At 59.1% G+C, this 23,166-nt stretch carries 16 protein-coding genes; 8 read left to right on the top strand and 8 right to left on the bottom strand.

The window, feature by feature from the left end:
• Window positions 1–30: 30 nt before the first annotated feature.
• Window positions 31–1,485 carry a TrkH family potassium uptake protein gene (locus OK411_RS08565; protein WP_038363735.1) on the top strand — a complete coding sequence of 485 codons (1,455 nt, stop codon included), beginning with the start codon at window positions 31–33 and terminating at the stop codon, window positions 1,483–1,485.
• Here the strand turns inward: OK411_RS08565 and OK411_RS08560 are convergent.
• Window positions 1,442–2,503 carry an AraC family transcriptional regulator gene (locus OK411_RS08560; RefSeq protein ID WP_205869270.1) on the bottom strand — a complete coding sequence of 354 codons (1,062 nt, stop codon included), beginning with the start codon at window positions 2,501–2,503 and terminating at the stop codon, window positions 1,442–1,444. The two genes, OK411_RS08565 and OK411_RS08560, sit on opposite strands and share 44 nt — an antisense overlap.
• Before the next feature lie 165 nt (window positions 2,504–2,668).
• Here OK411_RS08560 and OK411_RS08555 point away from each other — a divergent pair, with 165 nt between their 5' ends.
• Together OK411_RS08555 and OK411_RS08550 are read left to right on the top strand one after the other, a co-directional pair.
• Window positions 2,669–2,980 carry a DUF962 domain-containing protein gene (locus tag OK411_RS08555; protein ID WP_122611674.1) on the top strand — a complete coding sequence of 104 codons (312 nt, stop codon included), beginning with the start codon at window positions 2,669–2,671 and terminating at the stop codon, window positions 2,978–2,980.
• 14 nt (window positions 2,981–2,994) lie between these two features.
• On the top strand, window positions 2,995–3,585 hold the full coding sequence (locus tag OK411_RS08550; protein WP_264364738.1) for an HD domain-containing protein: 591 nt from the start codon (window positions 2,995–2,997) through the stop codon (window positions 3,583–3,585).
• A 110-nt stretch (window positions 3,586–3,695) separates the two neighbouring features.
• Here the strand turns inward: OK411_RS08550 and OK411_RS08545 are convergent, their stop codons facing one another.
• Window positions 3,696–4,511: a UDP-2,3-diacylglucosamine diphosphatase gene (locus OK411_RS08545; RefSeq protein ID WP_024012063.1), complete on the bottom strand. Its 816-nt coding sequence runs from the start codon at window positions 4,509–4,511 to the stop codon at window positions 3,696–3,698.
• 177 nt (window positions 4,512–4,688) lie between these two features.
• Here OK411_RS08545 and OK411_RS08540 point away from each other — a divergent pair, with 177 nt between their 5' ends.
• Window positions 4,689–5,582 carry a DMT family transporter gene (locus OK411_RS08540; protein WP_016771138.1) on the top strand — a complete coding sequence of 298 codons (894 nt, stop codon included), beginning with the start codon at window positions 4,689–4,691 and terminating at the stop codon, window positions 5,580–5,582.
• Here OK411_RS08540 and OK411_RS08535 read toward each other — a convergent pair.
• Complete coding sequence (locus tag OK411_RS08535) at window positions 5,576–5,863, bottom strand: SelT/SelW/SelH family protein (protein ID WP_016771139.1); 288 nt, start codon at window positions 5,861–5,863, stop codon at window positions 5,576–5,578. The two genes, OK411_RS08540 and OK411_RS08535, sit on opposite strands and share 7 nt — an antisense overlap.
• Window positions 5,864–5,934: 71 nt before the next feature.
• Here OK411_RS08535 and OK411_RS08530 point away from each other — a divergent pair, with 71 nt between their 5' ends.
• Entirely contained in the window at window positions 5,935–8,124 is a 2,190-nt protein-coding gene (locus tag OK411_RS08530) for a patatin-like phospholipase family protein (protein ID WP_264364737.1), read from the top strand.
• A 103-nt stretch (window positions 8,125–8,227) separates the two neighbouring features.
• On the opposite strand, the gene OK411_RS08525 is transcribed toward OK411_RS08530, so the two are convergent.
• The 3 genes from OK411_RS08525 to recQ all read right to left on the bottom strand — a co-directional run bounded on the left by OK411_RS08525 (window position 8,228) and on the right by recQ (window position 12,860).
• Window positions 8,228–10,036, bottom strand: a complete 1,809-nt coding sequence (locus OK411_RS08525; protein ID WP_264364736.1) for a FimV/HubP family polar landmark protein — start codon at window positions 10,034–10,036, stop codon at window positions 8,228–8,230.
• A gap of 127 nt (window positions 10,037–10,163) precedes the next feature.
• Window positions 10,164–10,598 carry a MarR family transcriptional regulator gene (locus tag OK411_RS08520; RefSeq protein ID WP_016771142.1) on the bottom strand — a complete coding sequence of 145 codons (435 nt, stop codon included), beginning with the start codon at window positions 10,596–10,598 and terminating at the stop codon, window positions 10,164–10,166.
• A gap of 132 nt (window positions 10,599–10,730) precedes the next feature.
• Window positions 10,731–12,860 (bottom strand): DNA helicase RecQ, encoded by a 2,130-nt coding sequence (gene recQ, locus OK411_RS08515; protein WP_024012058.1) that lies wholly within the window; start codon window positions 12,858–12,860, stop codon window positions 10,731–10,733.
• Window positions 12,861–13,265: 405 nt separating this feature from the next.
• Here recQ and OK411_RS08510 point away from each other — a divergent pair, with 405 nt between their 5' ends.
• From OK411_RS08510 to OK411_RS08500, 3 genes are all read left to right on the top strand, one after another.
• The gene (locus tag OK411_RS08510; protein ID WP_016771143.1) at window positions 13,266–13,853 is read left to right on the top strand and encodes a YecA family protein; all 588 of its coding nucleotides are present in this window, start codon (window positions 13,266–13,268) and stop codon (window positions 13,851–13,853) included.
• A 10-nt stretch (window positions 13,854–13,863) separates the two neighbouring features.
• Entirely contained in the window at window positions 13,864–14,259 is a 396-nt protein-coding gene (locus tag OK411_RS08505; RefSeq protein ID WP_071171392.1) for a YbaN family protein, read from the top strand.
• 342 nt (window positions 14,260–14,601) lie between these two features.
• Complete coding sequence (locus OK411_RS08500) at window positions 14,602–19,164, top strand: hypothetical protein (protein WP_264364735.1); 4,563 nt, start codon at window positions 14,602–14,604, stop codon at window positions 19,162–19,164.
• A 186-nt stretch (window positions 19,165–19,350) separates the two neighbouring features.
• Here the strand turns inward: OK411_RS08500 and OK411_RS08495 are convergent, their stop codons facing one another.
• Together OK411_RS08495 and OK411_RS08490 are read right to left on the bottom strand one after the other, a co-directional pair.
• The gene (locus OK411_RS08495; RefSeq protein WP_264364734.1) at window positions 19,351–21,696 is read right to left on the bottom strand and encodes an autotransporter outer membrane beta-barrel domain-containing protein; all 2,346 of its coding nucleotides are present in this window, start codon (window positions 21,694–21,696) and stop codon (window positions 19,351–19,353) included.
• A 118-nt stretch (window positions 21,697–21,814) separates the two neighbouring features.
• Complete coding sequence (locus OK411_RS08490; RefSeq protein ID WP_264364733.1) at window positions 21,815–23,140, bottom strand: hypothetical protein; 1,326 nt, start codon at window positions 23,138–23,140, stop codon at window positions 21,815–21,817.
• Between the last annotated feature and the right edge of the window lie 26 nt (window positions 23,141–23,166).

The following is a 23,166-nucleotide window of genomic DNA, read 5'->3' as shown; positions in this document are numbered from 1 at the left end:
GCCCTTCTCCCACCAGCCCGAGCGGATTTCATGGCGTTGCCGACCTTACGGATCATTGGTTTTATCATCGGCATCTTCCTGATCACCCTGGCTGTGGCCATGGTCGTGCCGATGGCCACGCTGGTGATTTTCGAGCGCACCAGCGATCTGCCGTCGTTCCTCTGGGCGAGCATGATCACCTTTGTCGCCGGCCTCGCCCTGGTGATACCCGGCAGACCGGAACACATTCACCTGCGCCCGCGCGACATGTACCTGCTGACGGTCAGCAGCTGGCTGGTGGTGTGCATTTTCGCCGCGCTGCCGTTTCTGCTGACCCAGCACATCAGCTACACCGACTCGTTCTTCGAAAGCATGTCCGGCATCACCGCCACCGGCTCCACCGTGCTCAACGGCCTGGACAACATGTCACCGGGGATTCTGATGTGGCGGTCGCTGCTGCACTGGATCGGCGGCATCGGCTTTATCGGCATGGCGGTGGCGATTCTGCCGCTGCTGCGCATCGGTGGCATGCGTCTGTTCCAGACCGAATCCTCCGACCGCTCGGAGAAGGTCATGCCGCGTTCGCACATGGTGGCGCGGTTGATTGTGGCGGCCTACGTCGGCATCACCATTCTCGGCAGCCTGGCGTTCTGGTGGGCGGGAATGAGCCCGTTCGATGCGATCAACCACGCGATGTCGGCGATTTCCACCGGTGGTTTCTCGACCTCTGACCAGTCGCTGGCCAAGTGGACGCAACCGGCGGTGCACTGGGTGGCGATCGTCATCATGATTCTCGGCAGCCTGCCGTTCACCCTGTACGTGGCGACGCTACGCGGCAACCGCCGAGCATTGATCAAGGATCAACAGGTGCAGGGTTTGCTGGCGATGCTGCTGGTGACCTGGCTGGTGCTCGGCACCTGGTACTGGTGGACCACCAAGCTGCATTGGCTGGAAGCGCTGCGGCATGTGGCGCTGAACGTGACCTCGGTGGTCACTACCACCGGCTTCGCCCTCGGGGACTACAGCCTGTGGGGCAACTTCTCGCTGATGCTGTTTTTCTATCTGGGCTTTGTCGGCGGTTGCTCAGGTTCGACGGCGGGCGGCATCAAGATTTTCCGTTTCCAGGTCGCCTACATCCTGCTCAAGGCCAACCTCAATCAGCTGATCCACCCGCGCGCGGTGATCAAGCAGAAGTACAACGGTCACCGCCTCGACGAAGAAATTGTCCGTTCGATCCTGACCTTCTCGTTCTTCTTCGCCATCACCATCTGCGTGATCGCCCTGCTGCTGTCGCTGCTCGGAGTCGACTGGATGACCGCACTGACCGGTGCCGCCAGCACCGTGTCCGGCGTCGGCCCGGGTCTGGGCGAAACCATCGGCCCGGCCGGCAACTTCGCCACCCTGCCGGATGCGGCGAAGTGGATTCTGTCGTTCGGCATGCTGCTCGGCCGACTGGAGATCATTACGGTGTTTGTGCTGTGTATTCCGGCGTTCTGGCGTCATTGACCGCGTCCGGCACCTGCGTCAGGCGCAAGCGGTACTCGCCGGGCGTGGTGTCGAACCAGCGGCGGAAGGCGCGGAAGAAGTTGCTCGGGTCGGCAAAGCCCAGCAGGTAGGCGATTTCCAGCAAGGTCATGCTCGGTTGCGCCAGATATTGTTCGGCCAATTCACGCCGGGTGTCGTCGAGCAATTGCTGGAAACTGGTGCCCTCCTCCTGCAAGCGCCGCTGCAAAGTGCGCTGCGACAGGTGCAACGTCTGCGCCACGGTGTCGCGCTTGGGCTCGCCCTGGGGCAACAAACGACACAACACCTGACGTGCCCGGTGCGTCACGCGACTTTCGGAAAACCGCGCCAGATATTCCCCGGCAAAGCGATCATGCAACAGCGCCATGGCTTCGTTGGCGGTCGGCAGCGGCGCCTCCATATCGGCACGTTCGAAGATCAACGCATCGTAAGGCGCGTTGAACACCAGCGGCGCGTGAAAGGCTTCTTTATAGGGTTGCAGGTTTGTCGGCTGATCGCCCTGAACCAACACTTTGACCGGGTGCAGCGGGCGCCCGGTCAGCCAGCCGCACAGCGCCAACGCGCAGGCCAGTGACGCTTCGGCGCTCTGCCGGGTCGGCGGCAGATGATCGCCGTGCACGGTAAGAATCAGCGCGTAACCTTCCTCGAGCAGGCGAAAGCTCAGGTCAGCGCTTTCGGCAATGATGCGTTGATAGCGCACCAGACGCTGGAAGCCTTCAGCCAGGGTATTGCTCGACATCAGCGCATAGCCGGCGACATGAAATGAGGCCGGGCGCACCACTTTGCCCATGTTCAGGCCAATCGCGGGGTTGCCGGAAACCTCGACCGCGCGCTGCCAGAGCCGGGTCATGGAGTCTTGCGGGAAGCGTGCATCCGGATCTTCAAGGGCGCTGAAATCCAGCCCCAGCTGCCTGAACAGTACCCGGCAATCCAGGCCGTCCATCTCCAGTGCTTTGACAATCCCCATCGCCCAGCTTGCAGAAGTCGTTCGTTCGCTCATGGTTGTTATTCTTTTACATGACGGGCTGCAGATAACCGCCCTATTTGCGAAGGATACTAAAGTGGCGCCGATTGTCACTGGCCCACGCCAATGATCACTCTAGACTCAAATAAGCTCCCCGCCGAACAACTTGTTGCCAGAACAATCACCACAGAGAGCGCGGTCGTGGAAAACATCAAGCAGTTCAACAGCTTCGCCGAGTTCTATCCGTATTACCTCGCCGAGCACAGCAACAGCACCTGCCGTCGTCTGCATTTCATCGGCACTTCTCTGGTCATCTTCATCCTCGCCCTGAGCATCGCCAAAGGCGCCTGGCTGCTGTTGCTGGCATTGCCTGTGGCCGGTTACAGCTTCGCCTGGATCGGCCATTTCTTTTTCGAGAAAAACCGCCCGGCGACGTTTCAGCATCCGCTGTACAGCCTGCTCGGCGATTTCGTCATGTACCGCGACATGATTCTCGGTCGCGTGGCGTTCTGAATGAGGGTCTGCCCATGAATGCCCATGCTCGCTTCACCCATATGAAGGACGGCACCGAGGAAGACTGGGCGATCATCGCCGCTGATTTCAGTGCCTATGCCAGACAGCTGCCGTCGAGGATTTTCGCGCATCTGAAGCTGCTTGAGGGCGACTTCGGCGGTTTCCCGGTGGATCGCCTGACCCACTCGTTGCAAACCGCGACCCGCGCCTTTCGTGACGGGCGTGACGAGGAATACGTGGTCTGTGCACTGTTGCACGACATTGGCGACACCCTCGGCTCCTACAACCATCCGGACATCGCCGCAGCGATTCTCAAGCCGTTCGTGAGTGCGGAAAACCTGTGGATGGTGGAGAAGCACGGCATCTTTCAGGGCTATTACTTCTTTCATCACCTGGGCATGGATCGGCATTTGCGCGAGCAATTCAAGGACCATCCGCAGTTCCAGGCCACTGCCGAATTTTGCGCCAAGTACGACGCGGCGGCGTTTGATCCGGCGTACGACACGCTGCCGCTGAGTTTCTTCGAGCCGATGATGGAAAGGCTGTTTGCGCAACCGAAGAACTCGATTTACAAAGCCGCGATGCAAGAACACAGCCCGGCCTGAGAACACATGTGGGAGCGAGCCTGCTCGCGAAAGCGCGGTATCAGGCACAGAAGTTTCGTCTGACGCTACGCCTTCGCGAGCAGGCTCGCTCCCACAGGGTACTTTTTCGCTCAGGCGATTTCGGCAACTTTGGCAGCTTTCAATTCCGCCTCCCGCGCCTGGGCATCCGCCAATCGATACAACTCGATCGTGCCGTCCCAATGCTCGATCAGCGCTGTGCACGATTCGACCCAGTCGCCGCAATTGAGGTAGTCCACCTCCCCCACCTTGCGAATCTCGGCATGGTGAATATGCCCGCAAACCACGCCATGCAGTTCGCGCTTCACACACTCGTGGGCGATGGCTTCTTCAAAGTCGCTGATGAAACTGACGGCGGTCTTGACCTTGTGTTTCAGGTAGGCCGACAGCGACCAGTAGCCGTAGCCATAGCGGGCACGCCAGTGATTGAGCCAGCGGTTGAGGGTCAGGGTGAATTCATAGGCCGAGTCACCGAGAAACGCCAGCCAGCGGTGATAACGGGTGATCACATCGAACTGATCGCCGTGAATCACCAGCAAATGCCGGCCGTCCGCCGTAACGTGCACCGCTTCGTCGACCAACTGGATATTGCCCAGAATCAGCTTCGAATAGCGCCGCAGGAATTCGTCATGGTTGCCGGTGACGTAGATCACCTCAGTGCCGCGCTTGCTCATGGTCAGCAGGCGGCGGATGACGTTGGTGTGGGCTTGCGGCCAGTACATGCCGCTGCGCAGTTTCCAGCCATCGATGATGTCACCGACCAGATAAACCTTGTCGGCATGGTAGCCCTTGAGAAATTGCGACAAGTGCTCGGCCTGACAATCCCGCGTGCCCAGGTGCACATCGGAGATCCACAGGGTTCGCACCCGTTGTTTGCGACTGGGTCGGGCGAGCTCGGCGCTGGTCATGGGCAACCCTCTGCGATGTTTTCGCCAGCTTGCGCGCGCCGGGTTAATCGACCGTGACAGGCGTGAGTCAGTCGTGTGACAGCGCACATCGTTCACCACTTGAGGCTTTGAATGACAGACGCGGCGGCGACACCGCTTTAGACTGGCGCGCAATTGTTCTGTCTTTCAAGGATTGCAATGACTCCGCGTACTGCCCTCGGCGCCCTGCATATAGGCGCTTTGATGTTCGGCCTGACCGGTGTGTTCGGCAAACTCGCTGCCGCATCCCCTGCTGTGATCGTCTTTGGACGTGCGGCTTTTGCCGTGCTCGCCCTGGCATTTTTCGCCCGTTTCGCCAGCCAGCATGGTTGGCAGAAACTTCAGGCCGTGGACTGGCGGCGCCTCGCCCTCAGCGGCGTGTTGCTGGCTGGGCACTGGGTGAGTTTTTTCGTATCGGTGAAGATCGCCGGGGTGGCCATCGCCACCTTGGGCTTTGCCAGTTTCCCGGCGTTTACGGTGATTCTCGAAGGACTGATTTTCCGCGAACGCATCCGTGCCAATGAAATCGTCCTGGTGGTATTGGTCAGCATCGGTCTGGTGCTGGTGACGCCCGCATTTGATCTGGGCAGCGGCGCCACCGTCGGCTTGCTTTGGGCCGTACTGTCCGGCCTGCTGTTTTCCCTGCTGTCGCTGACCAACCGCGCCAGTTCCGGGCGCATCCCGGCGGTGCAGGCGGCGTTGTGCCAGAACGTCGTCGTGGCGTTGTGTCTGTTGCCGGTCGCGGCGCCGCAGTTGAGTCAGGTCCGAGCGCTGGACTGGTTGTGGATCGCCCTGCTCGGAGTGTTCTGCACGGGCGTGGCGCACAGCCTGTTCGTCGCCAGTCTGGCGGTGATCAAGGCACGCACGGCGGCAGTGGTGTTCGCCATGGAGCCGGTCTACGGCATCACCATCGCCTGGCTGCTGTTCAGCGAAACCCCGACCCTGCGGATGCTCATCGGTGGCGCGTTGATCATCGTCGCGATTGTGGTGTCGGCGCGGATGTCAGGCTCGGCCGACAAGAAAACCGTCGCCGCCGAGGCCGCCTCTCACTGAGTGCGGTCGTTGTGGCCGAGGTCGCGGTCAGGATCGATCTGATCGCGCACTCGCTGTTTCAATACCTTGGCCTCGGGAAAACCACCGTCGGCCTTGCGCTCCCAGATCTGCACACCCGCACAAGTGATGTGAAACACCCCGCCGGTGCCCGGCACCAATGACACTTTGCCCAGGTCGTCAGCGAAAGTGCTGAGCAGCTCCTGGGCCAGCCACGCCGCGCGCAGCAGCCACTGGCATTGGGTGCAATAAGTGATGACAACTTCGGCTTTGGCGACGGTCATGATCGCTGAAACTCCTGAGACAGAGGGCGCCGCTATAATAGCCGGCTTTACCGCTTGCCCCGAGACTCACAATGCGCCGTTTGCTGCTCTGCCTGCTGCTTGGTTTCCTTCCCCTGCTGGTTCTCGCCAGTGAGGCGCCACGACCGAAAGTCGGCCTGGTGCTGTCCGGCGGTGCTGCGCGCGGGCTGGCGCACATCGGCGTGCTCAAGGCGCTGGAAGAACAAGGCATCAGGATCGATGCGATTGCCGGCACCAGCATGGGCGCGGTGGTCGGTGGGCTGTACGCCTCGGGCTACAAGATCGATGAACTGGAAAAGCTCGCCCTGAGCATCGACTGGCAAGCGGCGCTGTCCGATGCGCCGCCGCGTGAGGACGTGCCATTTCGCCGCAAGCAGGACGACCGCGATTTTCTGGTGAAGCAGAAACTCAGCTTCCGCGACGACGGCAGTCTCGGCCTGCCATTGGGGGTGATTCAGGGCCAGAACCTCGCACTGTTGCTGGAAAGCCTGTTGGCGCACACCAGCGACACCCGCGACTTCGACAAACTGCCGATCCCGTTTCGCGCCGTGACCACCGACATCGCCAATGGTGAAAAAGTGGTGTTCCGCAAAGGCCACCTGCCGCAAGTGATCCGCGCGAGCATGTCCATCCCCGCAGTGTTCGCCCCGGTCGAGCTTGATGGCCGGTTGTTGGTGGACGGCGGCATGACCGACAACATCCCGCTGGATGTCGCGCGGGAAATGGGTGTCGACATTGCCATCGTCGTCGACATCGGCACACCGCTGCGCAACCGCAAGCAGTTGACTACCGTGGTGGACGTGCTCAATCAGTCGATCACCTTGATGACCCGGCGCAACTCCGAAGAACAACTGGCGACTCTGCATGCCAATGACGTATTGATCCAGCCTGCGCTGGCCGCGTTCGGCGTGACCGATTTCGGCAAGGCTCAGGAGATGATCGACGCCGGTTACCGCGCCACGCGGATCCTCGATGCGCGGCTGGCGCAACTCAAGCCGACGGAAACCCAGGACGCGGAACTGAACGCCGCCCGCCAGCCGGGACAGCGCACGCCGATCATTACGGCGATCCGCGTCGAAAACGATTCGAAAGTTGACGATGACGTGATTCGCTATTACATCCGCCAACCGATCGGCGCGCCGCTGGACCTGGGCCGCCTGCATTCGGACATGGGCACGCTGTACGGCCTCGATTACTTCGATCAAGTGCGTTACCGCGTCGTGCACAAAGGCCAGGATCACACACTGGTCATCAGCGCCAGCGGCAAGCGCAGCGGTACCGATTATTTGCGGGTCGGCCTCAATCTGTCGGACGACATGCGCGGCGACAGTGCTTTCAACCTTGGTGCGAGCTATCGCGTCAACGGCATCAACCGCCTCGGCGCGGAATGGCTGACCCGCGCGCAGATCGGCGACAAGCAGGAGCTGTACAGCGAGTTCTATCAGCCGCTGGACGTCGGCTCGCGTTACTTCGTCGCGCCCTATGGGTCGTTCGAGGCGCAGAACGTTGATTCGGTGCTGGATAACGATCCGATCGCGCAGTATCGGGTCGAGCGCTACGGCTTCGGCCTCAACCTTGGGCGGCAGATCGGCAACAACGGTGAAGTGCGACTCGGCGTCGGCCAGGCCTGGGGCAAAGCTGATGTGCGCATCGGTGATCAGGATCTGCCGAGCGAGAGTTTCAACGAAGGCTTCTATTCCGTGAAGTATTCCTACGACTCGCTGGACAACGTCTACTTTCCGCACGAAGGCAAGGACGTCAGCCTGACGTTTGCCCAGTTCGAACCGGGCCTGGGTTCAGACAATCGCTATCGCCAGTGGGAACTGAATTTCGACAAGGCCATGAGCCATGGCCTCGACACGCTGATTCTGGGCGGGCGCTACGGTCGGACGCTGGACGACGCCAATGTGGTGACCTCAAGCTTCCTGCTCGGCGGCGCGCGGCAGTTGTCGGGGTTCCGTGAGGATGCGCTGTCCGGGCAGAACGTCAGCCTGATGCGCGCGGTGTACTACCGCCGCCTGACGCCGCGCTCGTACCTGCCGCTGGACTTCCCGCTGTACGCCGGCGCCTCGGTGGAACGCGGTCGGGCGTGGAACAACGACAATGAATTCGACAGCGGCTACATCAATGCCGCGAGTGTGTTTATCGGCTTCGACACGCCACTGGGGCCGTTGAACTTCACGTATGGGTTGAATGATGCGGATGAGCAGGCGGTTTATCTGAATCTAGGGCAGACGTTCTGACGCCTTCGCGAGCAGGCTCGCTCCCACAGGGAAAGCACATTCCATTGTGGGAGCGAGCCTGCTCGCGAAAGCGGTCTCGGATGAACACGAAATCCGTTGGCGCTCAGCGAATCCCCGCCAACAACGTCCTCGCGGTTTGCTTCAACGGCTCATCCCCTTCCCTGAGCAATTCATTGAGCAGCGCGATTGCACTGTCGATGTCGCCGTCGTCGATGCAGGTTTGTGCCTGTTCGAGCTTGCCGGCGGCCTCGGTGTCAGTGTCGGTGGACTCGGGTAATTGCAGATCCAGAGGTTCCAGCACCAGCGGCGGCTCGGGATCGCCGAACTCATTGAGAAAGTCATCGTCGAGCGGCTGGGCGTCGGGCTCGGGGATCCACTCAAGTTCAGCTTCTTCGGCAGATGCAGCCTGTGGCAGTTCGAAATCGACAGGTAACACCGACAGGCTGGTGCCCAGCTCTGGATCATCGATCGGCGGTGCGGCGGCATCAGCGCGGCTGTCGTTCAGATCCCAATTTGAATCCATGGACAGCTCGCCCAGATTCAATTCGAAATCATCCTCGAGAGCGCTGGGCGACGCTGCAAGCGGCGCGGCTGCGGTCGCTGCCGAGGCCACGGGCAGTTCGGGCGCGATTGGCGTTGCTGCAAATGCCGCCGGTGCGGCGCCTGCCAGTTTTGGATGGCGAGCGCGGATTTCAATCAGTTCACGGTCATCGACGCCAAGCGCACGCAGGCGGTTTTCCTGCTGTTCAAAAGCGCCGCTGTCACCCTGGCGCCCAAGAACCTCCAGCAACTGCAGACCGAGATCAGTGCGTTCAGGCTCCTTGTGCAAGGCATCGCGCAGCAGCCCGGCCGCTTCGCTGAGTCGACCGTAGGCCAGATAGATGCCCACGGCCTCCAGCACGTCGCCGGCACCGGGCTCGTCACGATGGTCAGCGGCCGCGTGCGCACCGACAGATTGTTGAAGCTCGGGCTCGTCGACTTCTTCTTCGGCGCTCACGGGCAATAGCGGCAGCGGCGTGCCGTCTGCTGTCGAACGTTGCTGACGGCGACGTATGAGCAACGCAGCCAGCACGCCCAGCAGCAATATCAGTCCGCCGAGCAGCGGCCAGTTCACGCCATCGTCTGCCGCCTCGACCGGGGCTGAAACAGCGGCCGGAGCCGGCGCGACCACAGGTGGTGGCGGCGCTTTCTGCACTTCGGCCAGACGGGTTTGCAACTCCTCGATCTGCTTCTTGCCGTCGGCTATTTGCACTTGCTGCTCTTGCAGCCTGAGATTCTGTTCGTCGAGGGTCTTTTGCAGTTGCTGGGTGAGCAGCACGCTGGCGGCCAGTTGCTCGGCCTGCGCATCGTTGGCAGGTGCCGCCGGCGTTGGCGGCACAGGCGCCGCAGTGCGTTTGCCCTGGGCAGCCTGGGGCGGTGCGGTAACCGGTTCGACGGTTGGAAATTCAGAGGATTGCGGGCGCGGATCCGGCTCGTCGGTGGCGGGCACAATGCCCGGCGAACCCGGCGGGTCGATCAGCACCGTGTACTCGCGCAGCAGACGGCCGTTGGGCTGATCGAGCTGCACGAGGAAATTCAGGAAAGGTTCGTTGACCGGTTTGCCGGACGTCACCCGGATCATCTGGCGGCTGCCGCGCAGGATCGGAGTGAATTTGAGATCATTGAGAAAGAACACCCGCTCGACACCGGCCCGGCCGAATTCATCCGCCGAAGCCAGGCTGGCCGAGAGATCGTTTTGCGTCAACGTGCCGACATCGACCAGCGCGATGTCGGCCTTGAACGGCTGATTGAGGGCTGAGTGAACAGTGATTTCGCCCAACCCCAACGCCATCGACCAGGTCGAATAGCTGAATACGCCAGCGAGCAGCAGCCATTTGGCGCCCCCGCGCAGCACGTGCCGACTTGCGAGCATGAGCATCCCTTAAATAAGCAAAACCGGTTTCTATGCGTTCGCACATCCGGTACGAACACGATATTGCCCAGTAGTTCTTATAGTCGGCTCAGCGCGATCTCTCAAAAAATCGCCACCGGGATGTGCCTCAAGATTTTTCCAGGTTGGCCAGAATGTGCCCGTGTACGCGCATGCACACCTTCAAATCCGCCTCATCGACGCCCTCGAACAATTCGTGGCGCAGTTGCGTGGCAATGGTTTCGATTTGTTCGATCAGAGGCAAGGCAGGTGCGCAGAGCACGATTTTTTTCGCCCGACGGTCTTCCATCACTGACTGGCGTTGCACCAGTCCCTGGTTTTCCAGACTATCAAGCAAGCGCGCCAGGGTCGGGCCTTCGACGCCGACACTCTGCGCCAGTTCGCGTTGGGTCGGTGCCTCTTCAAAACGCGCCAGATGCAGCAGCACCAGCCAGCGCGCCTGCGACAGGCCCAGCCCGGCGAGGCGACGATCCAGTTCGGCACGCCAGCCACGGGACATCTGGGCCAGTTGCATACCAAAGCGATGTTGATCGGTTAACGGCATAAAACACTCACGGTTAGACTGAAAATACGGAAAATCTAATTATTAGTCAGCTAAGCATGGGCGGCAGTTATAGGCAAGAGTCGCTCTGTACTGAATCGTTACAACTGCACGGGGCTTGGCGCATACGTCGTTTCACATCTCGAATTCAGACTGCAAAGCCGCCCGCACGCAATACAGCACGCCTTCCGGCACACGCCCGGCAAACAGCTCAGCCACTTCAGCGACGGACGGCAACTCGCCCTCCCCGTCGAGAAACGCGTCCTGCACTTCGCCCATCAATTCCTCAGGCAAATCCAGCGCCTGCTCCAGCGACAATTGTTGCTTGCCGATGGCTTCGGCGAGCATGGCGTAGACGTTCTTCTCCGAGCACTGCAACTGCCCGGCGATCTGCAGCGGGGTCATGCCGGCGCGGGCAAGGGTGATCAGCTCGTGACGGACATCGGCGACCACCTTCGGCGCCTCCGCCTCGCCGCCGAGTACTTCGAGGAAGGCTTCGCCGTAACGTTCCAGCTTGCGTGCGCCAACGCCGCTGACTCGGGCCATTTCCGCCAGCGAGGTCGGTTGGCTGCGGAGCATTTCCAATAGCGTCGAGTCAGGGAAGATGACATATGGCGGCACGCCGTGTTCTTCGGCGAGCTTGCGCCGTAGTGCGCGCAAGGCTTCCCACTGTTCGCGTTCTTCGCCGCGCACCAGTTGGCTGGCCTGGCTCTTGCTGCCGGTTTTGGCGGTGACTTGCGGTTTCAGGTCGCGGCGCAGTTCCAGCTTCACTTCGCCTTTGAGCAGCGGCCGGCAACTGTCATTCAAGCGCAGACCGCCATAACCCTCGTGATCGACATCGGCCAACCCACGTGCCACCAACTGGCGAAACAGCGAGCGCCACTCGCTCTCGCTCAACGCCTTGCCAACGCCGAACACCGACAGGTGCTGATGGCCAAAGCTGCGAACCTTTTCGTTGTCCTTGCCCAGCAACACGTCGACCAGATGACCGACGCCATAGCGCTGGCCGGTGCGGAAAATCGCCGACAATGCCTGACGTGCAGGCTCGGTGGCGTCCCAGGTCTGCACGCCGTCTACACAGTTGTCGCAATGCCCGCACGGTTCGGGCATGTCTTCGTCGAAATAGGCCAGTAACGCCTGCCGGCGGCAGCGGGTTTCTTCGCACAGCGAGAGCATGGCGTCGAGCTTGTGCTGCTCCAGACGCTTGTGCCGCTCGTCGCCTTCGGAGTTCTGCAGCATCTGCTTGAGCATCACCACGTCTTGCAGACCGTAAGCCATCCACGCATCCGCCGGCAGCCCGTCACGGCCGCCGCGCCCGGTTTCCTGGTAATACGCTTCGAGGGATTTAGGCAGATCAAGGTGCGCGACAAAGCGTACGTTGGGCTTGTCGATGCCCATGCCGAACGCCACGGTCGCAACCATGATCAGGCCTTCCTCATTGAGGAAGCGCTTCTGGTGATAGGCGCGCAGATCGTTGGGCAGACCGGCGTGATACGGCAGCGCCGGAAAACCCTGTTCGCTGAGGAACGCCGCAACTTCTTCGACCTTCTTGCGCGACAGGCAATAAACGATGCCGGCATCGCTGCGCCGCTCGGCGAGGAACGCCAGCAACTGTTTGCGCGGCTGTTCCTTGGGCACGATGCGATAGAAGATGTTCGGGCGGTCGAAACTCGACAGGAAGCGCTCGGCGTTCTGCAGGTGCAGGCGATCGACAATTTCTTCGCGGGTGCGCTTGTCGGCGGTCGCGGTGAGGGCAATGCGCGGAACGTTGGGGAACAGCTCTGCCAATTGACCCAGTTGCAGGTATTCGCGGCGGAAATCGTGGCCCCATTGCGATACGCAATGCGCTTCGTCGATGGCGAACAAAGCGATTTCCAGGCTTTGCAGGAATGCCAGCATGCGCGGCTGCACCAAGCGCTCGGGCGCCAGATAGAGCATTTTCACTTCGCCGCGCTTGATGCGCAGAGCGAGATCGCGCTGCTGCTCGGCACTCAGCGTGGAGTTCAGCGCAGCGGCGGCCACGCCCAGTTCTTCGAGGGTGGCGACCTGATCGTCCATCAACGCGATCAACGGCGAAACGACCACCGCCAGACCTTCACGCAATAGCGCCGGCACCTGGAAGCACAACGACTTGCCGCCACCGGTAGGCATCAGCACCAGCGCATCACCGCCGCTGGCCACGCGCTCAATGATCGCACCCTGACGGCCACGGAAACTGTCGTAGCCGAAGATGTCCTTGAGGACGCGTTGAGCCTGTTCGAGCATAAAAACTCCAAAAATCTACCGATACATCCCTGCTCAGGCTGGTTCAGAGCAGCTTCGGCTGCTTAAACAAAACGTAAGAACACATTGCATGACCAGCGCAGCGCCAGCAGGGATCGCAAAACGCGGCAGTATACCCGAGGCCTTCGCCGCACAGGGTGCCGCTGAGAAGACACTGATAAACCTGCCACACACAAAACCCTGTGGGAGCGAGCCTGCTCGCGAAAGCGACCTGTCAGTCGATAGAAAAGTGCCTGATACAGCGCCTTCGCGAGCAGGCTCGCTCCCACAGGGTTATTCATCTTTCCAGTGAGGCCGGTAATTCGGGCAAATCTGCCAAGCGGCTGGCTAGAGCGCGCAAGAAGGCCTAGAATTCCCGCATTGTTTATTCCCCAAGGTAGCCCCGTAATGTCCTTCGCTGAGCAACTGACCCGCCTGCAAGTCTTCCTCGACGCCGACGAGCTGCACGACGAGGCGCTGGATTACGTCGCCGCCCACGGTTACCTGACCGCGCTGTCGATCTGCTCCGAAGACGTTCCGGAGCGCGAGTGGATCGACGCGCTGTTCGCCGAGGAGCCGCATTACACCGACGAAGCCCAGCGTGCCGAAATCGAAGCCACTCTGATCGGCCTCAAGGCGCACATCGCTCGCCAACTGGCCTCGGATGAAGAATTCGAATTGCCGTGCGAACTGGATCTGGGCGAAGAGCCGGACGACTCCGAACTGCGTGGCTGGTGCATCGGTTTCATGGAAGGCGTGTTCCTGCGCGAAGCGGCCTGGTTCGAAACCGCCGAAGAAGAAGTCAGCGAAATGCTCCTGCCGATCATGGTCGGTTCCGGCCTGTTCGACGAGCAGCCTGAATTCGAAGACATCGCCAAGGACGCCAACCTGATGGACGACATGATCGTTCAGATCCCGGAAGCCCTGACCGCGCTGTACCTGCTGTGCCAGGCCCCCGACGAAAAACCGGCGATCCTCAAGCCTCGTCACCACTAAGACCCGGCCTATGGACAACCCCATAGGCAACCGCCCCCTGATGTTGCGCTACGTCCTGCTGGCCATCGGCTGGCTCAGCGTCGCATTGGGGGTGATCGGCATTTTCCTGCCGGTCCTGCCCACCACCCCCTTCCTCCTGCTCGCCGCAGCCTGCTTCGCGCGCAGCTCTCCGCGCTTCTATCGTTGGCTGGTCGAACATCCACGGCTGGGGCCATGGATCCGCGACTACCTCGAAGGCAACGGCATCCCGCTCAAAGGCAAGGTCTACGCGATCGGCCTGATGTGGGTGAGCATCCTGTTCTCGTGCTATCTGGTGCCGCTGGTTTGGGCACGTGGGTTCATGCTGACGAGTGCGGTGCTGGTGACGATTTACATAGTGCGGCAGAAGACACTTCAAAAGCCCTGAGCTGTCCTTGGATTGCGCTTGAAAAACAGCCTCCCGCCGGCCTGTTCATCAGGGAACGCCTCCGTTCCAGGTAGCGCCCGAGTGCTCTAACCCGGCTTGCCAATCAAACACACATTCAGCCCCGATTCCTGAAGCCTACCGTTCATCTGGAAGCCGTCGGCACCTGTCAGGTTTGACAGGTGTGCAAATCCATCAACACAGGTTCAATCACTCCATCACCCGACCGGAGTGCACGCCCATGCTTGCCAAATCTGCCGCGTCTGCAAGCCCCCTGGGTCGTCGCAGTTGCGTCCGCATTGAACGCCGCGACACAACGCCACGCTCGTCCAGAGGACTCGCCTGATGCCAACTCACAAGAACTTCCGCTTCCCTCCCATCAAGCAAGACAGCGCCACACTGGCACTGCGCCCGCTACTGATCCCGGGGATGCACGAACCGGTGCAAGACGGCGATGGCGGCATTGGCATCAAGGTCGCAACCGAAGACCCCAAGGGTTTGTTGTGCATGGTCAATCCTTATCTGCCCCTGATGAGCGAAGGTGACAGGCTGGATATCTGGTGGAACAACGAGAAAGTACTCGAACGATTCGTGACGGCCGACGAAGTCAATCAAAGGGTGTTTTTCTATTTGCCGACGCCTGCAGAGTCCGGGTGGGCCGAAGATTGCCATTACGTGCTGACCCGAGTGGGTGAAACCGAAGCCGACCCGCCGTCGGCCTCCTTGCGCATACTGATCAAGCTTTACAAGCCAGGAGACCGTGATAAAGAACCGCATTTGCCCGACGGCCATTCAGAACTGAATATCGTGCAATTGCCGCCTGAGTTGGTTGAACAGGGCGTGATCGATGCCGAATGGGCAAAAAAAGGCGTGTTGGCCACCATCCCTCACTACGTGTATTGCACCCGTAACGACAAGGTTCGCCCGGTTATTGGCGATCATCAGCTTCCTGCTCACATCGTCACGCAGGAGCAGGCCGAAAACAGACAACCGATCGAAATCCTGATTGAACAGGCAGACATTCTCCGTGCCGGAGACGGTTTTCAGCGGGAAATCAGATACGACATCAATGACGAAGTGTGGAACTGGGCCGATCGCCATTCCAAACGCACTTATGTCGATATCGACGCCGGCGGCTGGTACCTGGAACCTCCGTTCATAAAGGAAGCCATCAATGGCGTCATCACTATCAGGGATTTGAACAAGAAGCCGGTCACCGTGCAGATCCATGTCAGCAGCCAGTACTTCAGTCTCGGCGACGAAGTGGTAATGACCTTCATCGGCAGGCCGCCGGATAACGCTGAACCCACGATCTTCAGCGAAACCCGTGGTGTCAACAACGTCCCCTCCGTCATGGAAATCAAGGTGCCCTATGACTTGATCAGAGCTATCGTTCTGGGCCGCGCCGACGTCTCCTACATCCTTTACAAAAAGGACGGTGGCGACCCGCTGTCCTCCAAGCGCGCGTTCGCAACGGTAGTGGGCGACGTCAACATGCTGCCCGAGCCGAACATTCTTGAGCTGATAGGCGATACCCTCGAACCGGATCTGCTCTTCGCCACGGTTGAAGTCCGCTATGCCATGAAGAACGGTGACCTGATCTGCCTCAGATGGCTGGGTATCCGCGCCAATGGCGATGAGTATCTGCATGAGACTCCGCATATCGTCACCGACAACGAGGCCAAGGAAGGTCTGGTCACGTTCTACATCGAAGCAAAGCACATAGCTGTGCTCGACAACGGCACGCTCGATCTTTCCTATGTAGTGGCGAACGACGCACCGGGTCTTCTCGACGTCAGAGAATCCGAGCGCTTGCTGGCCAAAGTCGAAAAGGTCCGGGCGACTTTGCCCAGACCCGAGGTCGAGGAGGCCGAACCGCCGGGGGATGTGCTTGATCCGTCGAAAGTATTCGACAGTGTGCATGTGGTGATCGCCGAGGCGAATACGCTGGACAAGGACGTGCTGACTTATTACTGGCGCAGTCTCGACCCGTTGTCCAGTACCAGCGACTGGCTGCCGATTACCACCGTCAGCGCAGGCAAACCTGTGCGGTTCAGGGTCGACAAGAAATATGTCACGGCGAACATCGGGCAATATGTTGATGTGCGCTATGTACTGTGGCGTGCGGCTTCGCAGCGATATGAATACTCGGCCACACTGGCCTTGTTGATCGGAGAGCTGGTAGGTGAGTTGCCACCTCCCGATGTGGTTCAGGCAGTCGACGGAGTACTGAACCCTATGGATGGGCTCAACGGTGTCGATGTAACTGCCAGCTATCTGAGCATGCATCCGGATCGGGACGTAATCCGTCTGAGGTGGCTCGGCACACCCGGCGCAGGTACTTCCGATGACCTGGAGTTGCCGGGACACGCAAGCGGTACCGTCCAATATCATCTGCCTCCCGCAGTCGTCGGTGCCAACATCGCAAAAAGGGTGTCCGTCGACTACGTGGTCACCCGCTATGCGATCAACACACCATCAATGATATTTGACCTGAACGTATCGGGCTTTCAGGACCCTGAAAACGAATTGCCACGACCACAGATTCCGCAGGCAAAGGATGACATCCTGGACCTGATGGAATTTGCCGGTGGTGCCAAGGCGCTGCTCGAAACGTGGCCGTTCATTGCTGCCGGGCAATGCATCTGGTTCTTCGTCGACGGTATGACCACTGCCGGACAAAGCCATCGCATTCGCATTCTGGACGGAGTGGAAATAACCCCGACCCAGATCAATGCCGGCCTTGATGAAGTGTTGCTCAGAAGCGAACTGATGAAGCTGCGGCACTCCTCCCCCGCCAGTGTCGGCTGCAAGGTCACGTTCGACGGCAGCAGGAACGAGGACAGCGCTATCGAGTTCCCTCGTCGGCAATTGACCGTCAGAACCCGCTACGACTATGTAACCCCTGTCATTACGCTGGTGGAAGATGTACGAGGCGAGATCGAAGAAGGCGGCAAGACCCGCGCCGATGAAGTCATCATCTCGGGTACTGCAACGAGGGGCGAGACGATTGAACTGTTCGACGCAGGTTCCATATCGAAGGGAACCGCTCCGGTCAAGGAGGACAGCAAGTGGAGGGCCACCATCAGCACACCCACCGAAAAGCTCTACAGCATTATCGCCAAAGCCTTGTATGACGCTGACCCCGTGTCCAGTGGACCGAGAACATTCACCGTCAAGTTCACGCAAACGCCGGAAATCCTCGCGGTAACCGACTCTCGCGGACCGGTTGAACCTGGGGCTATCACCTATGACAACAGCGTCCTGGTCACTGGCAGTGCCACCCCAAACCTGCAAATCGAGTTGAGGGAAAGCAATCAACCGATTATCACCCTGGATGTCGATGACGATGGCCATTGGGAATACCGCATCAACAACCTCAAGGTTGGGAGTTACAGCCTCATCGCCACTGCCAAATACGAGGTCGACCCGCCATCGAGCCCCGCCAGAACCTTCAAGGTTGCACAGGCTGTAACGCCGACCATTTCCAGTGTCAGTGACATCCGCGGCGAGATCGCCCTGGGCGGGACGACCTATTACCGCAGCGTCGAGCTCACTGGCAAGGCCAGCCCAAACGAAACGATCACACTGCTCGATAGCACTACCGTTATCGACCCGGTAGATGTTCCCGCGAGCGGCGATTGGCAGTACACATTCAGCGGCCTTGGCCTGAAGGCCTACAGCCTGACTGCGCGTGCGGAATACGCCAGCAATCCAGTGTCCGATCCGCCAAGGGTGTTTAATGTGGAGACACATGTGTCGCCGACCATTACTTCCGTCAAGGACTCCCTTGGGGAAGTGGCTCAAGACAAAACCACCTATGACACCACGGTGAATCTGGTGGGTACCGGCACCCCGCGCGAACAAGTCCAGCTTTACGACAAGGGGACAAGCATTGGCTCACCAGTGACGGTCGACGCCAAAAAGCAATGGAAAGGTACCGCTAGTGGTCTTGCGATTGACGAGCACAGCATCACGGTCAAAGGTCTGTATGAGAATAATCCAGTGTCGGCGGCGCGGGACTTTACTGTGCTACTGCAGGTCACGCCGAGTGTTACGAGGGTCAGAGATTCTCAGGGTAACAATATTTATCCCGGCAGCACGACCACGGCAACCACCGTGTTTGTCAGTGGCAGTGCGTCATCAAATGCCAGCGTCGAAGTTCGCGATAACGGTTCTGCCAGACAGAACGCACCGGTCAATAGCAGCGGTGGATGGGGTGAAGTCAGCATGTCGGTTGGTGTCGGGACTCATAGCATTACCGCCAAAGCGCTCTATGGCAGTAATCCGGTGTCGAATGCGTGGACGTTCGAAGTGAAATCCCCTATTCCGCCTTTAAGCTTTGGGCAGAGTGTTTCTCTCTCCCTGCCGACTTACCACGTTGCCCGGGGGCGGCCGCCAACGAATCCGCCAGCTTTTGCGTCCTATACACGCACAGCGACGGGAGGTGAGCCGGGTTATACCTATTCATCCAGCAACACCAACGTTGCCGTGATTGATCAGAACGGTAGGGTTGGGGCAGTCGGGAACGGGCAGGCAGTCATGACGGCTAGAGACAGCAAAGGCCGAACAGCCACTCATACGGTGACTGTCTCGGGTATCAGAGTATGGGCTTGTCCTGGCGGTAACTACAATATGTATCACGCTCCCAATGTCCTGAAAGCGCACGGCCTGCGCCTGCCCTCAATGGACGAACTGCGTCAGTTCTGGGACTCCTATGCAGGCCATCAACCCTCAGTCAGCTATTTCGTTGGCTGGTCGCCCTCGCCTTCTGCCGATGTCAGCAGTGCATTCTGGTCCAATCAGATTCACTCTTCCGACCGTTGGTGGAGGAAAAATCTCAATCACGGTAGTGAGGACGGAGGAGTCAATTTTTATACTAACAACGTAGCCGGAATATTCCTGTAACCTGATGTGTTAGCGGTTGATTGGCGGGTCGGTGCAGGCACAACCGCGCCGGAGCTGCGGGATAGCCGGTGGCTTCGACACCAGGCAAGACTGATCAACCGCAATGACAAGGCCGCTGTTCCTCGACAGAACAGCGGCCGTGAAGGTTATGTTGAATACGATACACCTTGATCTACAACGCAGTAGTTACCAGCGAACCGTCAACCCCATATTCACCCCATACGGCTGTTCAATATGCTCCCCCTTCGAGTAAGCCACTCCCGCATGCACCTGCCATTTCTCCGACATTGCCACCGCCACCCCCGCGCCGAACTCAGCGCGGGAGCCTGACAAGTCGTTGTTGAAAACGTTGTCGTTCACCTTCACCTCGTTGTTCGATGCGAATTCGTGGACGATGGCTGCGCGCAGATAAGGTTGGGCGATTGCGCCGTGGCCGAAGCCGATGTTGCGACCGACCGTTGCGCCGGCCTTGCCGAGCAGCGAGCGCATGCGATCACCGTCAGCTTGCATGTCGTTGTCCAATGTGTAGCGCTTGCCCTGAATCTGCACCGCCGACCATTGCGTAAACGGCTCGATGAAATAGCCATCCGCCAGTTTGATTTGCCGGCCGAACTCGGCGGATCCACCCAGTCCCCAGTTGTCGTAATCGCCTTTGGCGCGAGTACCGTCGCTCAAGTTGACTTTGGACTCGTTGCGAAAGCGGTTCCATTTGAAGGTGCCGTGGGCATAGTAACCGTCGTCACCGAGCCAGGTTACATAGGGCGCCACGTAGTAGCTTTTCACCGTGCCGGAGGTGCCGCGATTGAGATTCAGGTCGGACTCGCTCGTGCCGGCGAGGATCCCGATCAGCACGTCGCTCTCCCCCACCCGTGTATCGGCGCCGAGGGAAAATCCCTGTTGCGTCTGCTGATAACCGACACCTGACCCATCGGCGACGTTGTATTTGCTGCCGTAAGCACGACTCCACGCCCCGCCTTTGCCGCCGTTCAAACGCAGATCCCCCATGCGATCGCGCAGAGACGCCAATTCGCCATACCAGACAGTCGGTGCAGTATTGAACAAGGCCAGAACCGAGCGCGCGCCGGGGCTGATGACCTCGGTGGTCGGGTCGAGAAACCACTCCTTCGCGCCGCCCCCGATTTCCCGGCTGGCCAGACCGTAAGACCAGGTACCGACGTCGACCCTCTGCTCGCCGGCCAAGGCAAAATTCGCAGCGTCGGTGGTGCCGGTACGTACCAGCGTCAACTGCTGTGGCGAGGCCGCGTCCAGACCAGAGGCCGCGACAGCCAGGGCGAAATCGCCCGAGGACGCTCCGGCGACATTGAGAAAATCATGCTCGCCGCTGGCGAAATCGCCCTTCATCGCAAATGTCCCGTTACCGGAGAGCGTGCCGACATTCAACTGGTAATACGTAGCGGGGGCGTCCGGAGCGCCAAAGCTGACAGTGCCACCGTTCATGCCCAGTGCACCGATCGAATCGTTGCCGGTCAGTGTCCAGTTCGAATCGGTGCTGACGTTCACGCTGTCGACCTGATCGAGACGGCCAGTGAACTGCGAATGACTTTCCAAGGTGACATCCGCCGTTGAGGTGCCATCGACAATGACATCACCCACCATGTGGCCGTGATTGAAAGTCAGATTGGCGAGGCTGTTACCGGTAACATTGATGTTGCCTTCCAAGGTGCTGTCAGCCACCGTCATCGTTGCGGTGGAAGCGGCTTGCACATCGAGCAGTACGCCGTTGCCGGCAAGCAGACGGGTGAAATTCAGCACATTGATCTGTGCGGTCCCCCCACCATTGGCGAGAATGGCTGCACCCGCTACCCCTCGCACCTCTACATTGTCCAGCGTCACATTGGCGCCGCTGCCGACGCCCTCCCCGTCGGGACGCAAGCGAATACCGTTCATGCCGCCGGTGATGCTACCGCCCTTGGCCCTGACTTCGGCACCGAACGAATTCAAGCCAAAGCTGTTCGCGCCGGTACCGGTCAGATGCGTATCAGTCAATTGGATGTCAGCGCCGCCACCGGTTTCGATTCCGGAGGTCTGCCCGGTAATCCGGCTGCCACTGATCACGGCAGTCGAACCTGTGGTCGTACCCGTCGCCCGGGCGATCGACATCCCCATTCGGGTACCGGTCACAATGGCGTCGCTCACATCGGCACGGGCATTGACGAGGGTAATCCCAGCGTTGCCCGAACGCCCGGCATAAGTCCCTCCTACCACATTCAATTGCGAACCGGTGGTGATCAACACTTCATAAGTATTCGAATCATTGGCGTTCAATACACCACCATCGCGGGCGCGATAGTTGTCTTGTGCGGTTGTACTATCAATGGTCAGTGTTTGACCCGCTTCGATGGATGTGAGGGCAAAGGCCAGCGGGCTTGAGGAAAGGACTGGGGCCAGGGCGAACCAAGCCAGCTTTGTTTTTGATACCTTCAATGGATAAAGAACCGTACAGATGCCCATATGTACTCCTTCGACATTTAGCGGATGTATTTCAACAAAAGAAGTTTCGTCCGCACGCACCGTACAGACATTAATTACTTCGCTCTGTAGGAAAAATCCCTTTCTTCGATGGATATTTTTACCGTGTATGTCAAATAAAAGAAGGCGGGGATATGTCCCCGCCTGCATTGACCGTTAATTAGGCATCCTGAGTGCCGGGACAGAATGTCCCTGCATTATCAACCACGACCACTCTGACGTCGTGATCCTCGGAGGTATGAGTACGGCCATCAATCTCCGCTGTATATGAAATGACTCCGCGCCCATCCCTGATAGGTCTGAGGGCAGCATTGAAGGGCAGGTAAACTTCGAATCCCGCCGTATGTTCATTGCCCTGCAACGTTTTGCTGAACGGGTAATCGGGAATATCGTCCCCTCCTGAAAGCGGTGTACCTTTCCAGACGAAGTCCAATTTCAAGTCAGCAACGAGTGAACCGCCTCCTGCAACACGGACGACTGCGGCCTTACCTACCACAGGAATATCGCGAAGAGAAGAACAGTTGAGATACACAATATTACCCGGATTTGTATAAAGATTCTGAATAACGGGGTCCGGCAATGTCACTGGAATAACATAAGCATCTACCGTAGTCGGCACTGATGGATTCGCATTGCTGCCATTTGCCGGATTGGTGATGATGTAGCGCGCTATCTTTTTCCCGTTTTTTGCAGCCACAAAAACATCAGACGGTAGCTTGAATGGAATCTTGAAATCATCGGCCTCACCGCCGACGACCGTATAACGACCTTCTGGAGGCGGAACTATTTTACCGTCGTATTCCAAATCGAAAACATCACCGGCATCCAACGTCGTGGGATCAGGAATAGTCAACTCAATGTCGATCAAGTTGCCAACATCTGCCTCCACCAAAGTGTTATCGCCTGTGGAACCCTTGACTACCAAAGCAACCAAGTTCGGATTACCTTTGTCCGGATCAGGCTCAGGATTGGCTGGACCAGGGATCGACAGATCGACATTGATGGTCGCCCCTGTCGCTTCCGGAAACGGGTTGCTGTTTCGAATGATCGCGTAATTCACCGTCACGTCCTTCGGACCATCACCGCCGTCTGCGACGTCCCTGAACGGTACGTCGACAATGACCGGAGTGGTGCCATCAGTAGGCTTGTCGGGTTGCACCTTTCCGTTGAAGGTGACTCGGGCCACATCGTTCGGCTGACCATTAGAAAATTCAGGAATGACCACGGCGACATCAGGGTAGGCATCTTTTAAATCTACTACACCGTCGTCGTTTTCCGGCACTTCAGGTGGTTGCAACCCACTGGGTGCCGGTGTCAGCCGAACATCAAACTGAAAAGGTTCGGAAGAAGGCCCGACGTTACCGACGCGATCTGCAAATTTGCAGTAAAAGATAAATGCTCCTTCTCCCGACGCTTCGATAGTGGTTTTGTTGATAACAAGTTCAATTGGCGCAGACGAATCTTCATCGACAATAAAACTGTCCACGGATGGCGCTGGATCACTTTTCCCAT

It is taken from the genome of Pseudomonas sp. RG1 (assembly GCF_025910115.1).
Classification (GTDB): Bacteria; Pseudomonadota; Gammaproteobacteria; order Pseudomonadales; family Pseudomonadaceae; genus Aquipseudomonas; species Aquipseudomonas atacamensis.
The sequence above is the reverse complement of the archived record's forward strand: the minus strand, read 5'-3'. Positions and strand labels throughout refer to the sequence as shown.

Coding starts and splice junctions, on each gene's coding strand:
- OK411_RS08530 (WP_264364737.1), top strand. CDS start 5,935: ATGCGCCGTTTGCTGCTCTGCCTGCTGCTTGGTTTCCTTCCCCTGCTG.
- OK411_RS08505 (WP_071171392.1), top strand. CDS start 13,864: ATGGACAACCCCATAGGCAACCGCCCCCTGATGTTGCGCTACGTCCTG.
- recQ (WP_024012058.1), bottom strand. CDS start 12,860: ATGCTCGAACAGGCTCAACGCGTCCTCAAGGACATCTTCGGCTACGAC.
- OK411_RS08500 (WP_264364735.1), top strand. CDS start 14,602: ATGCCAACTCACAAGAACTTCCGCTTCCCTCCCATCAAGCAAGACAGC.
- OK411_RS08545 (WP_024012063.1), bottom strand. CDS start 4,511: ATGACCAGCGCCGAGCTCGCCCGACCCAGTCGCAAACAACGGGTGCGA.
- OK411_RS08535 (WP_016771139.1), bottom strand. CDS start 5,863: ATGACCGTCGCCAAAGCCGAAGTTGTCATCACTTATTGCACCCAATGC.
- OK411_RS08525 (WP_264364736.1), bottom strand. CDS start 10,036: ATGCTCGCAAGTCGGCACGTGCTGCGCGGGGGCGCCAAATGGCTGCTG.
- OK411_RS08510 (WP_016771143.1), top strand. CDS start 13,266: ATGTCCTTCGCTGAGCAACTGACCCGCCTGCAAGTCTTCCTCGACGCC.
- OK411_RS08565 (WP_038363735.1), top strand. CDS start 31: ATGGCGTTGCCGACCTTACGGATCATTGGTTTTATCATCGGCATCTTC.
- OK411_RS08540 (WP_016771138.1), top strand. CDS start 4,689: ATGACTCCGCGTACTGCCCTCGGCGCCCTGCATATAGGCGCTTTGATG.
- OK411_RS08550 (WP_264364738.1), top strand. CDS start 2,995: ATGAATGCCCATGCTCGCTTCACCCATATGAAGGACGGCACCGAGGAA.
- OK411_RS08560 (WP_205869270.1), bottom strand. CDS start 2,503: ATGAGCGAACGAACGACTTCTGCAAGCTGGGCGATGGGGATTGTCAAA.
- OK411_RS08520 (WP_016771142.1), bottom strand. CDS start 10,598: ATGCCGTTAACCGATCAACATCGCTTTGGTATGCAACTGGCCCAGATG.